The sequence below is a fragment of the Dasania sp. GY-MA-18 genome (assembly GCF_024734385.1).
Taxonomy (GTDB): domain Bacteria; phylum Pseudomonadota; class Gammaproteobacteria; order Pseudomonadales; family Dasaniaceae; genus Dasania; species Dasania phycosphaerae.
This window is the reverse complement of sequence record NZ_JANHAP010000014.1, coordinates 50,779-63,166: the sequence shown is the minus strand read 5'-3', so window position 1 is coordinate 63,166 and position 12,388 is coordinate 50,779. Positions and strand designations below refer to the sequence as shown.

Sequence of the window (12,388 nt, the reverse complement as noted above, 5' to 3'; positions counted from 1 at the left end):
TAAGTATGTAAACTCATGTAAGAGCTCCCTGCCTGTTATTTTCGCTCAACTGCCCATTTAAAAAATCCAGCAGTCCTTTCAAGTCAAAATCAGATAACTGCTGACGGCAATATAACAGCCAATCACTATCACCAAAACCGCTTTCTGCTAAGTGTTGAAACAGCTCACGCAGCCGCTCTATATCGCCCCTGTTGGCAGCCCAGCGCAGCTGCTCATACTGCTCGGCAGCCAGGCCAGTGAGCGCTGGCGGTGCTAGCGATGGCGCAGCCAACTGCTGGCTATCATACTCACCCACTACATCGGCACCTACCGCATGCAGGGGTAAACTTAGGCTAAAACAGCTGCCCTGACCTAGACTGCTGGCAACGCTAAGCTCGCCACCCAATGCCTGGCTTAGCCGCCAACAAATGGGTAAACCCAGGCCCGTGCCCCTAGCATTGGCGCCCCCTAGTTGAGTGAAGGGTTTGAAAATCTCTTGGGCCATACACTCATCAATACCTATACCGGTATCACTGATGGCAAACCTCAAGCTAGGCCCTGAGCACTGCGGCAAGGGCTCTGCTAAAGTCACCGATAGGCGAACTTGGCCACACTGAGTATATTTAATCGCATTCGACAATAAGTTCATTAATATTTGTTTGAGTTTAAAGCCATCTAGCGCGACTTTTTGGGGCAGACTTGCATCGACATCCAGCACTAACGCCAAGCCTTTGGCGCTGGCCTTGCTAGTCATTTTATCCACTACCCCCTGCACCAACTCAACCAAGCAATATTCACCCACTTGCACGGGCATATAGCCGCTATCAATTTTTGATAACTCTAAAATATCATTTACCAAGCGCAATAAATAATTACCCGCCTGCTCTGCAGACTGCAATTGTCGGCGCTGCTCATCATTCATTTCAGGATCACGCTGCAACAATTGCAGATGCCCTAAAATATTATTTAAGGGCGTGTGTAACTCGTGACTCATACTCGCTAAAAACTGCTCACGCACATGGCAGGCCTCTTCCACCTCAACGTGAGCGCGCTGCAAATCAGACTCTAAACATTTTCTATCGCCTATATCCGTCACTATACCTGCCAAAAAGCCAGCTTCACCCGCCAACCTTTCACCAATAACACCACCGCGGCTATGAAACCAGTGATAACCCCCTTGCGCATGTTTAATGCGAAACTCTATACCCGCCGCCGCCAATTGCGGGTTATGTGTTACTAGCCCGTCGGCTACGATGGCTTTATCATCGGGATGGCAAATATCCAGCAACTGCTCAACGCCTATACTTTCTTGCCCGGGCAGCTGCTGATAACCCAACTTCGTTAGAAACTTGCCGGTAAATTTAAGCCATTGCTTGCTAACATCCAGCTCCCACAAATAGCTATTAGAAGCTTTTAAAGCCAAACGAAATCGACGTTTACTACGCCTTAAATCCTGCTCATAGGATTTACGTTGCGCCAACATATGGTTGGCATGATGAGCTAACTCTACAAACTCTTTGTACGGTAAATCCTCTACTGCTATAGCCTCGGCCTGCTCACCACTGCGGTTAAAAAATTGTATAAAACGCTTAAAACCCCGTTCATTAACACGGTAAAAACTATAAGCAATGGCACTGACTAGCATTAGAAACAAGGCTATCACTGCAACAATAAAAATAATGGAACGCTGGATTTTCTTGTCAAAGCTTTGCTGCTGTAGAGCTAACTCTTGGTAATAGTCCGCCAGTAATATTTGCGCCCCCACTACCCACTGCCACTCGGGGTGAGATCTCACATAACTCATCGCCGGCACCACTGCAGCTGACTGCGCACCCTGCAATTGATAAGTTAAAAAACGTTGCGACGGCTGCGCACTATCAGGCTGCGCTAGGCCAAACAACTGCTGCCAAAGTTCTACCAGAGGCAGGGAGGGGCCCGCCTCAGTAACAGTCACCTGGTCATAGTCCTGTAAACTATCGGGCCTGACTAATAGCTGAGCATCTTTATCCAGTATAAAAATAGAGGTATCAGCTATAGAGTTGTTATTACCAAAACGCTGTAAAACCTCTGCTCGCACCTGTTGCGCAATAACGCTAAGCGCATTGTGATTAACAATCACTATATTGAGCTGTGGATGATATTGCGCAAAGGCCAATAACAGGTCGGTATTAGGGCGCTGTTCCGACACCCCGTGTATGGTGAGGTAAACCTCTCCCTTGGCAACCACCTCCGCCAAGGCATTTTGCAAAGCCAAGCGTTCCTCGCCTTGGTAGAGCTGTAATAACGAGCGCTGCTCTAGATGGGGCCGCTTCTGCCCTAATAAGATACTGCCTTCAGGGCTAAGCACCGTGTAATAACCATGCTGCGCTTGTAACTGTAGCTTCCTTAAGGCGCTAAGCACAGAGGCCTGATCTGCACCAGACTGGTATAGAGCGTCGGCAATAACCATAGCCTCTTCAACACGGTAGCGTAAACCCTGACGCAACAGCTGCTGCATTTGTGACTGGCGAAACTCTATATAACTGAGCACACTGGCAACTTGCTGGCTTAGCTCTGCCCTATACTTTTGCATATGGCTTTGCTGCCACAGCGCTGCGGATTGCTGAAAGCTTTGCCGAGCATCGGCTATCCACAAATAGCCCACTAAGGTAACCGGCAGGATGGCAACCAGTAACATACTGACAAGATAGCTATGTATGAGACTGTGTTTGGCTCTTTTCATCTTTTGGCCTTCAATCCATTAAATACCGCAAGTTTTCTGGCAAGCTTGCCGATAAACGATTATTGTTAAATATAAATAGGTATTAATACTAGGCCAGCATTTCATAAGCCGGTATAGGTACAAATACCCACACTTAGCTATAAAGTGGCGCATGTTTAGCCTCACAAAAAGATAACAAGGAAACACAGCTATGGATTTACAACCTTGCGTTCATATTATTGAAGATGATGATGCAGTACGTGATTCCTTGCAGATGATGCTTGAGTCTATAGGACGAAAAACCAAAGCCTTTGCCAATGCCGATAGCTTTTTATCCATCTACAACCAAGAGATGGCCGGCTGCATAGTGTTGGACATACGCATGCCCGGCATTAACGGCATGGAGCTACAGCGCAAACTCAATGAATTAAATTCCATATTGCCAATTATTTTTGTTACCGGCCACGGCGATGTACCCATGGCTGTAGAGGCCATGCAACAAGGGGCTATAGACTTTGTGCAAAAGCCTTATCGCGAGCAAGAACTGCTGGACAAAATAGCCACCGCCATGGCGCTGGACGAGGAAAACCGCGCCAGCCTGCAACAACGGCAAGTCATTATGCAGCGCATGAACGAGCTCACCCCGCGCGAAAGAGATGTTATGCAGCTAATGGTAGAGGGCAAGGCCAATAAGGTTATCGCCATAGATTTAGATATTAGCCAGCGCACCGTAGAAATACACCGAGCCAGAGTCATGGAGAAACTAAGCGCCAACTCACTGGCGCATTTAGTGCGTATGTTTATGGCGGTAGAGGGGCAGCTGGTTAACAACCACGAATAGTTGAAGGCTAGGCTGCCGACAGCAGCCTATCAATTTGCTGCAGGCAAGCGAGTAGCTCCTGCACCCGCACTAAATCCTGATTAAAATATTGCTCGGCCATGGGGCAGACCTGGCAGCTAGTGGGTAGCGCCAACTGTTGATCCAGCAATAATTGCAGGCGCTCTATAAATATAAACTGTAACCACTGGGGAAAACTCAGTGTATCCACGCAAAAGGGCTGCTGGCTAGCCAGCGCTTGCGCACTGGGTCGCTCAGCCTGCCAATGACCCAACTGCCGCAACAATAGCTGCAAGTCCATTAATAACGAGGCCAAGGTTATGGCTTTAGTCATCGCCGCTAACCTAAACTGTGCCTAAACGGCGGCAGCGCATCTAATAAGGCGCGGCCATAGCGCTTGCTCACCACCCGCCTATCCAACAAGGTCACTTTACCGCTATCGCTCTCGGTACGTAGCAAGCGGCCACTGGCCTGTATTAAGCGCAGTGAAGCATCGGGCACGCTGATATCCATAAAGGGGTTGCCGCCGCGCAACTCTATCCACTCCGACAATGCCGCCTCTACGGGTTGATCGGGCACCGCAAAGGGGATTTTGGCAATCACCACATGGCTGCAATAATCTCCCGGCAAATCCACTCCCTCGGCAAAGCTGGCTAAGCCAAACAAAATAGATTGCTGCTTATCGTCAATGGCTGCACGATGTCGTCGCAACACCTCCTGTTTAGAGTAATCGCTTTGCCGCAGAATTTTTTGCCGCCACACTAGGGGCAGGCCATCATAGACGTTTTCCAATTGCCGCTTAGAAGAAAACAACACCAGGCTGCCGCTATCGGCTGCGAGTATTTGCGGCAATAACTCGATTAACTCTTCAGTGTGCGCATCAGCATTGGAGGGCTCACTGCGCATGGCGGGTACCACCAGCTCACCAGCCTCGGCATGATTAAAGGGGCTGGGCACAACTATATAAGCGGCATCGGCTGGAGTGCCAGCACGCATCATAAAGCGCTCAAAACTGCCCAAAGCCGTAATCGTGGCAGAGGTCACCACCGCCGAAAAACAACGCGACCACAAATAGCGCTGCAGGGTATTGGCCGCCAAAATCGGACTGCTGGACACCTCAAAATCTAACTGCCCACCCGCCCCTTCTACTACCGCCACCCAGCGCCCCTGCGGCGGCTCTTCCACCGCTGTTGCGCCGCTATAATCCTGCCATAAATGTTGATTGCCCTCGGCCCGGCTGCGCAACATAGAGAACGAGCTATACCAGGCTTCGGCCTCGGGGCCGGTAATGCCGTGCTCCTGAGTATTAATGGCTTCTTCCAGAATATTGCAGGCCTTGTCTAGCAAGTCATGCATATCGCGAAAGCCACCAGCCAGCTCCTGTGCCGCCAAACGCAAAGGCTCGGGCACTATGCCCTGCGCAAAACGGTGGTAGGGGATGGCCCCGCGCTGGTCGGGCTGGGTTTGAACATTGGCCTCTAGATGATTGAACAACATGCCCAGCTGCTGCTTTAAGCTATCCATAATGGCGGGCAGGCGCTGTATATATTGGTTCGCCGTAGTCGTCGACAACTCTGGCGCCGCCTTGGCTAAGGCCTTGGCGCCCTGATCCAGCCAACGCTCGGTGGAGCGCACCCGGCTAAATTGCGAAAAGTGATTAATGGCTTTTTCTGGCAGATGGTGGCCTTCGTCAAAAATATATATGCAATCTTCCGGGTCGGGCAAAATTGCACCGCCGCCCAGCGATAAATCCGCCAACACTAAATCGTGGTTGGCGACTATCACATCCACTTTATCTAAAGCTTCGCGACCCTTATAAAAATAACACTGGCGTATATTGGGGCAACGCCTGCCAGTACACTGTGCGTGATCGGTAGTCACCCGCGACCACAGCGATACTTCCAACTCATCGGGCCAGTTATCGCGGTCGCCATCCCAATCACCGGTGGACAGGGAATTGAGCATGGCATCGTAAACTTTTTGATCCTGCGCCTGCACCTGCTGCTGCATCTCATCGGGGTACAGCGCCAGACTTTGATGATTGCTATTAGTGCCCTGTAATAAGCTATCCAGTTTACTTAAACACAAATAGCGGCCGCGCCCCTTGGCCAAAGCAAAGGTAAAATGTAAACCGCTGTGCTGCAAAATATCAGGTAGGTCTTTATGCACTACCTGCTCTTGCAAGGCGACGGTAGCGGTAGAAATGATTAGCGTTTTATCTAGGGCCTTGGCTATAGGAATAGCGGATAAGGTATAGGCGATAGTTTTACCGGTGCCGGTGCCAGCCTCAGCCACGCAGACTTTAGCACTGCCCTCGCGATGGCCGTTGGCATCCATATCGGCCCCGGCCAAGGTTCTGGCCACTTCAGCCATCATTAAGCGCTGACCCAAGCGTGGCTTTAAACTTTTACTGTCTAGTAGGTGGCGATAAGCGCCTTGTATTTCTGCTTTTAGCTCATCGGTTAGCATCAGCCCTGTGCCTGCCGCTCGCGTATGCGGTCTATGGGGTTGGCATAAATACCCAGGGCGTAAGGCCTGTGCTCTGCAGGCAAAGCGTCTATACGTTTTTGAAAAGCCTGTTCTACCGACTCTAAACCTGTAATAGAAAAAGGCTTGCGCTGGTCGGAATAAACACCCTCAGGGTAACTGCCATGTAATATTTTATGGGCAATAAAATTGGTGGGGTGTAACACATAGTTAGCAAAAATTTGCTGATCTATGGCAGCAGCCACATCGTCGGCATTGTCAAACTCACCCTGCAGCGGCTCACCAAAGGACACATGCACATGGTCCTTATCGCCAGAGATACCTAAAGCGATGCTGGTCACATCCTCATGCTCGCCCTTTTGATAATGACCGTGGGTAGCCTTCTCATATAACTCTTTTGCTTTAGCGCCATCGCAGGGATCCAGCTCATAGGAAATAGCTACCGGCACTATGCGCATTTTATTAATAAATTCGGAAAAGCTTTCCTGCTGTTTGTGCTGGCTCATGGCTATCATTTTAATCATGGCCGGTTCGGTTTTATCGTTGCCATCTTTGGCGCGGCCCTCGCGCTGGGCTATCCATATAGGATTGTGGTCTACTTCTATGGAATGGCGTATATAACGCGACAGTAATTTATAAGCCGCCAACATAGCCCGGCCTTTGGCAGAGCGCTTAACAATAAAACTTTTATTAAGCCGCATTAAGTCAGACACATAGGGCTTGGTTAATAAATTATCGCCTATGGCGATGCGCACCATATCAAAACCGTTATGGCTAACAGCATAATTAACAAAGGCGGGGTCTAGTGCGATATCACGGTGATTACTGATAAATAAATATGATTGTTTGGGATCTAACTTTTCCAGCCCCGACACTGTGCACTGGCTAGTGGTTTTATCCACCATACCGTCCATATACGACTTCACCAGCGCCTGCACCTCGCGCACCGTACTAATGCCGCTGACCTGTTTGCGCAATATGTGTTTTACGATAGGGTAAACCACAGGCTTACAGCATTTATGCCAGCCCCCCAGGCGCAAACTCGCCACCGCAGCGATAAATTCCTTATCGTTTACTAGACGCTCAAGTACGGGAGAGACTTCATCATCATTGTAGGGTCGTATTTCGGCAAACTGGCCCATAGAGATACCGTGCTCACTTCATTTTGAATGGGTTAAATTAGCGGTGAACCATACCGGAAATAGTGGAATTAGTCATCCGAAATGCAGCCAGCCACGAGCAACCTAGCCCCCACCCGAACACCGTATAACTCCCCGATAGAATGGTACAAAAACCGTACACAAAAGCCAGCAACCAGCGCAACACTGCACACAAAACCACCAGCTTTTTATATTTATCGCATTTATAACACTAAACACCAGATTCCCCTTGACGACCACGGAGTAGATCACTAATATGCGCGGCTCATTACGGAGAGCGGCTCAACCAGAACCACTCTCACGCTGAGCTAGTATCAGCAAAGTTAAGTGCGGGGTGGAGCAGTCTGGTAGCTCGTCGGGCTCATAACCCGAAGGTCGTCGGTTCAAATCCGGCCCCCGCTACCAAATAAAAAAGGCTCGCCATAGGCGGGCCTTTTTTATTTGTCGCGAAGCGGCCCGTGAAGAACCGACCCCGGTTCACAAATTGCGCCAGCAATTTGCTACGAGGCGCCACGCGCCGACGCCCGCAGGGTTGAAACAGCCTCAAGCTGTTTCAATTCAATCCGGCCACACCACCCCCTAATTACACCCAAACCCACCAACACCATAAGCATGCCTTTTTGTGTGCCGCAAAGCGGCCCGTGAAGAACTGACCCCGGTTCACAAATTGCGCCAGCAATTTGCTACGAGGCGCCACGCGCCGACGCCCGCAGGGTTAAAACAGCCTCAAGCTGTTTCAACTCAATCCAGCCACAACCCCCACACAAACACTTTAATTCCATACACACACGCTAATTTATTGCTCAAGCGGCATTTCACACGCATAATTAGTGAGCAGCCAATTAACACACCGGCCATATAATAACGCTTAAAATAATAAGGGAACTCCATGGACATATTTTTAATCCTGTGCGGCTCTATCGTTCTTGCTTTAAGCTGGTTTTCACTGCTAGTCAGTAGCGCTAAAGAAGATTTTACCTGGGGCTTGTGCTCGTTTTTTCTCCCCCCCCTTTCCTATCTCTACAGCTTATGCCGCTTAGATGTAGCCAGAGACGCTGTCATATTAGGCCTGATAGGCTTAGTACTTATAGGCTTGGGGCTATAAAACCCCCACAATGAAAGTTAGCCATTACTGACTTTCCAGCAAGTAAATGATAGTATCCGCCACCCGGCACCAAACGCATAATAACGAGACCCACATGAGATTTAGCACCGCGGCTACATTATCAGCCCTGATATGTTTATTCAGCCTTACGGCCCAAGCAGCCAAACCTACCAGCATAACTTTTGAGTCAGACAAAACCTCTGCCGAAGGTGATGAGTACTCCGTTTATGTAGTCGTTTGCTCCAACCACAAAAGCCTGAAATTATCGGCCTGGGACAAGCGCAAGAAGTGGTGCCTAGGCGAGGGCCAATCAGAGGACTGCGAACGCAAACAAATCAAAGCAGCCAAAAAAGCCTGCCGCTAAGCTTATTTCTGGGTGGGATAGCCCTATAAAAAAAGGCCTCTAATGTTGAGTTAGAGGCCTTTTTTATGCGCAACACACAGCAAAATAATAATAAACGACTAAGCTTGAGCAATAACCCTGCTAACGATGGCAAGCCCATGCTTAACTCAGCCCCCAATATTAAAACACTAGCGCACTTGCTGCAGGTTAAACTCAAGCCTCAAAAACTAGCGCGCAACGACAGTGTAAACAGCTTTGGCTTAGAGCTTCATAATCGCAAAAGCAAACAGCGCCCCACAACAGAGCATGAACCCCCCACCTACGCCGCCAGCCAAAGCAACCTCAATCCAACCACAGCCTTCTTACAAAAGAGTAAACTCGCTCGCAGCGCAGATAAACAGCGCAAACAGCGCTAATAGCTAATTAACGCCAGCTCAGTAAACATATCCTCAGATTGCTGCTTAGCTTTAAAGCGCCTAGTGATCTTATTAAATTCTTTAGCCACCTCGTGCATACGATCCACCGCCCGGTTATGGCGCACGCCATCACGGCTGCAAGCTAAAAACGACTGCTGACGCTGCATATAATTCTTGACCGCCGCCTGCGCTTCTAGCATCTCGCCTATATCAGCCATATTAGGGTTGGGTAAATAGGGGATCTTTGCCTCTTTGCAAGCCGCCCAAGCGGGCAAAGCCAATAATGAGGCCAGTACCAATAGGATAAGTCTCTGTTGCATAGCATTACCTTGTTGTTATTTTATTATTAGGGCCTAGCCGCTAAACAATTATAGCTACGAAAAACATCCAGATAGTTATGTAAAACTGTATTTATAATAACCAATAACGCTAACTAATCAATGACCGCCCAATTATTTCTAGGCTATCCAACCCTCGCAGCCATTAGATTAGCGCTCACTGCAAATAGGGCTGGTCGCTGCTTGACATCCACCCAGCAACAAGGAATAATCTCGCCTCTTATTTTTTGACCCCCTATTTTCGAGGAGTTACAAGGTGGCAAATTCTCCACAAGCAAAAAAACGCGCTCGTCAGGCCGAAAAGCGTCGTCAACACAATGCCAGCCTGCGCTCCATGGTACGCACATCTATCAAAAAAGTGATCGCTGCTATTGATGGTGGCAACGCCGAAGAAGCGCAAACAGCTTACGCAGCTGCGGTACCTGTTATTGATCGCATGGCTGACAAAGGCATTATTCACAAGAATAAGGCCGCACGTCATAAAAGTCGTCTGAACGCTAAAGTTAAAGCACTTGCTGCTTAATTTTGCACTCAGCATAAAAAAACCGGCCTAGGCCGGTTTTTTTATGCTTGTTATTTCTAGCGCTAAAACTACACCAAAACCAGATTATCCCTGTGGATTAACTCCACATCACCCTGATAACCCAGAGCACCCTGCATAGCCGCACTGCCCTTGCCGATGATTTTTTGCGCTTCGGCGGCACTGTAGTTAACTATCCCTCTCGCCACTGCAACCCCCTTGGCGTCCACGCACACCACAAAGTCACCCCTATCGAAATTACCGCTTATTGCCGCAACCCCCACAGGTAACAGACTTTTGCCAGAGCTACGCAGCATAGCCACCGCACCGTCATCCAGCTGCAAGCTGCCACACATTTGCGACTGCCCCGCCAACCATTGCTTGCGTGCCGCCAGCGGCGCCTGCTCGGCCACCAACAAGGTGCCCTGCACCTTATCGCTAACTAGGTCTACCAACACATTCTTTAGGGCCCCGCCCGCAATAACGGTATGGGTGCCCGACCTAGCCGCCAACCTAGCCGCCCGCACCTTGGTTAACATCCCTCCGCGCCCCAAGGCGCCAGAGCCACCACTGGCCATAGCATCTAAAGAAGCATCATTAGCATGAGCAAAGCTGATCAGCTCAGCATCGGGATTAGCGCGCGGATCACTGGCAAACAAGCCTTGCTGATCTGTTAAGATCACCAGCAAATCGGCATCAATTAAGTTGGCCACCAGCGCCCCTAAAGTATCGTTATCACCAAAGCGTATCTCATCGGTGACCACGGTATCGTTTTCATTGACCACTGGCACCACCCCCAACTCCAATAAACGCGCGATGGTACCGCGGGCATTGAGATAGCGGTCACGAGCAGAAATATCATCGTGCCCTAATAATATCTGCGCCGTATGTATATCGTACTGCTTAAAACAAGATTCGTAGGCCTGCACCAAGCCCATCTGGCCCACGGCAGCTGCCGCCTGTAGGTCGTGCAGGGAGCTGGGGCGCTGCGACCAGCCCAACCGGGTCATGCCTTCAGCCACAGCCCCAGAGGACACCAGCACCAGCTCTATACCCCGCTGACGCAGCTCAGCCATTTGCGCCGTCCAGTTAGCAATCGCCTCTACATCCAGGCCCTTGCCGCCAGCAGTTAATAAGGCGCTGCCAATTTTCACCACCCAGCGCTGGGTTTTCGATAAGCTTGGTTTATCCACGTTATTATCTTTCGTCATTATTGTTTATCAAATCAGGCTGCCACGATGACACTAGCGCTCATAATGCACTTCCACGTCGTAATCGTCATCATCAAAATCATCATCGTCTTTATCAGCCGCCAACCGCGCCAAGCGTCGCGCCTCGGCTAACTCTTGAATACGCTCGCGCGACTCCGCCTGCATACGCTCCTGTATAGCTTGCTCCTCGGCCAACACCTCTTCATTTTCTTGCTCTAGGCGATTACGCTCTTCTATATAAGCCATCACCTGGCCACAGATGGGCTCCACGCCCTCTTTGTTGATAGCCGCTATAGCGAATACCGGCCCCGTCCAACCTAACTCATCAACAATCTCTTGGCAGCGCTGTTCGCGCTCATCTTCGGACAACAAATCAATTTTATTCAACACCAGCCAACGCTCACGCTGGTGCAAGGTGGGGCTAAAGGCCTCCAACTCACGCACTATCGCCTTGGCGTTTTCAGCCGGAGAAGACTGATCAAAAGGCGCCACATCCACTATGTGCAGCAATAAACGAGTGCGGGTTAAATGCTTCAAAAAACGCACCCCCAAGCCAGCCCCCTCAGAGGCCCCCTCTATCAAGCCAGGTATATCAGCCACCACGAAACTGCGATGGGCCTGCACTTTTACCACCCCTAGGTTAGGCACCATGGTGGTAAACGGGTAGCCCGCCACTTTCGGCTTAGCCGAAGACACCGCACGTATAAAGGTAGACTTACCGGCATTGGGCAAGCCCAGTAAGCCCACATCAGCTAACACTTTTAGTTCTAGGCGCAGATTTCTACACTCCCCCTCACTACCCGGCGAAGTCTGCCTAGGTGCGCGATTGGTACTGGATTTAAAGCGAGTATTCCCTAGGCCATGCCAGCCACCTTGAGCCACCTTTAAGCGCTCACCATGCTCACGCAAATCACCCAATACCTCGTGAGTATCTTCGTCTATCACCGTAGTGCCCACCGGCACCTTCAACACTAAGTCACTGCCGCCCTTGCCGGTACAATCACGACCCGAGCCAGACTTACCATTTTCGGCTTGGTAATTACGCTGATAGCGGTAATCCACCATGGTATTAACAGCAAAATCAGCCTCTAAAAAAACACTGCCGCCGTCACCGCCATCGCCGCCATCAGGGCCACCCTTGGCAATGTATTTTTCACGGCGAAAACTTAAGCAGCCGTTACCACCGCGCCCCGCCTGGACCTTGATGGTAGCTTCATCGACAAACTTCATGGTTTTCTCCCGTTAATCACTTGCCAGGCAAGCTAAATCTCTTACCTATAAAATAGCTAA

General features: G+C 50.0%; 12 protein-coding genes and 1 tRNA gene. 6 read left to right on the top strand and 7 right to left on the bottom strand.

Annotation, left to right across the window (positions count from 1 at the left end; translation table 11 throughout):
- Nucleotides 1-13 precede the first annotated feature (13 nt).
- A complete protein-coding gene (locus tag NO559_RS15280; protein ID WP_258332747.1) occupies nucleotides 14-2,701 on the bottom strand; it encodes a cache domain-containing protein in 2,688 nt (895 codons plus the stop codon).
- Between the two features lie 190 nt (nucleotides 2,702-2,891).
- On the opposite strand from NO559_RS15280, the gene NO559_RS15275 reads away from it, so the two are divergent.
- Complete coding sequence (locus tag NO559_RS15275; protein WP_258332746.1) at nucleotides 2,892-3,521, top strand: response regulator transcription factor; 630 nt, start codon at nucleotides 2,892-2,894, stop codon at nucleotides 3,519-3,521.
- 7 nt (nucleotides 3,522-3,528) lie between these two features.
- On the opposite strand, the gene NO559_RS15270 is transcribed toward NO559_RS15275, so the two are convergent.
- From NO559_RS15270 to NO559_RS15260, 3 genes are read right to left on the bottom strand one after another with little or no spacing between them, the layout of a single operon-like run.
- The gene (locus NO559_RS15270) at nucleotides 3,529-3,852 is read right to left on the bottom strand and encodes a YqcC family protein (protein WP_258332745.1); all 324 of its coding nucleotides are present in this window, start codon (nucleotides 3,850-3,852) and stop codon (nucleotides 3,529-3,531) included.
- A 5-nt stretch (nucleotides 3,853-3,857) separates the two neighbouring features.
- Nucleotides 3,858-5,987, bottom strand: a complete 2,130-nt coding sequence (dinG, locus tag NO559_RS15265; protein WP_258332744.1) for an ATP-dependent DNA helicase DinG — start codon at nucleotides 5,985-5,987, stop codon at nucleotides 3,858-3,860.
- Nucleotides 5,987-7,147, bottom strand: a complete 1,161-nt coding sequence (locus tag NO559_RS15260) for a 1-acyl-sn-glycerol-3-phosphate acyltransferase (protein WP_258332743.1) — start codon at nucleotides 7,145-7,147, stop codon at nucleotides 5,987-5,989. Before NO559_RS15260 ends, dinG begins: the two co-directional genes overlap by 1 nt.
- 346 nt (nucleotides 7,148-7,493) lie before the next feature.
- Between NO559_RS15260 and NO559_RS15255 the strand changes: the two genes are divergently transcribed.
- The 4 genes from NO559_RS15255 (at nucleotide 7,494) to NO559_RS15240 (ending at nucleotide 9,029) form a co-directional block, all read left to right on the top strand.
- Nucleotides 7,494-7,570, top strand: a tRNA-Met gene (locus NO559_RS15255).
- A 484-nt stretch (nucleotides 7,571-8,054) separates the two neighbouring features.
- A complete protein-coding gene (locus NO559_RS15250) occupies nucleotides 8,055-8,270 on the top strand; it encodes a hypothetical protein (RefSeq protein ID WP_258332742.1) in 216 nt (71 codons plus the stop codon).
- A gap of 94 nt (nucleotides 8,271-8,364) precedes the next feature.
- On the top strand, nucleotides 8,365-8,634 hold the full coding sequence (locus NO559_RS15245) for a hypothetical protein (protein WP_258332741.1): 270 nt from the start codon (nucleotides 8,365-8,367) through the stop codon (nucleotides 8,632-8,634).
- A 65-nt stretch (nucleotides 8,635-8,699) separates the two neighbouring features.
- Nucleotides 8,700-9,029 (top strand): hypothetical protein, encoded by a 330-nt coding sequence (locus NO559_RS15240; protein ID WP_258332740.1) that lies wholly within the window; start codon nucleotides 8,700-8,702, stop codon nucleotides 9,027-9,029.
- Here the strand turns inward: NO559_RS15240 and NO559_RS15235 are convergent.
- Nucleotides 9,026-9,349, bottom strand: coding sequence for a hypothetical protein (locus tag NO559_RS15235; protein ID WP_258332739.1), 324 nt, complete (start codon nucleotides 9,347-9,349; stop codon nucleotides 9,026-9,028). The genes NO559_RS15240 and NO559_RS15235 overlap by 4 nt on opposite strands.
- A 274-nt stretch (nucleotides 9,350-9,623) precedes the next feature.
- Here NO559_RS15235 and rpsT point away from each other — a divergent pair, with 274 nt between their 5' ends.
- Nucleotides 9,624-9,890 (top strand): 30S ribosomal protein S20, encoded by a 267-nt coding sequence (gene rpsT / locus NO559_RS15230; RefSeq protein ID WP_258332738.1) that lies wholly within the window; start codon nucleotides 9,624-9,626, stop codon nucleotides 9,888-9,890.
- Nucleotides 9,891-9,958: 68 nt separating this feature from the next.
- On the opposite strand, the gene proB is transcribed toward rpsT, so the two are convergent.
- Both proB and cgtA read right to left on the bottom strand, forming a co-directional pair.
- Complete coding sequence (gene proB, locus NO559_RS15225; protein WP_268904996.1) at nucleotides 9,959-11,098, bottom strand: glutamate 5-kinase; 1,140 nt, start codon at nucleotides 11,096-11,098, stop codon at nucleotides 9,959-9,961.
- A 33-nt stretch (nucleotides 11,099-11,131) separates the two neighbouring features.
- Complete coding sequence (cgtA, locus tag NO559_RS15220) at nucleotides 11,132-12,328, bottom strand: Obg family GTPase CgtA (RefSeq protein ID WP_258332736.1); 1,197 nt, start codon at nucleotides 12,326-12,328, stop codon at nucleotides 11,132-11,134.
- Between the last annotated feature and the right edge of the window lie 60 nt (nucleotides 12,329-12,388).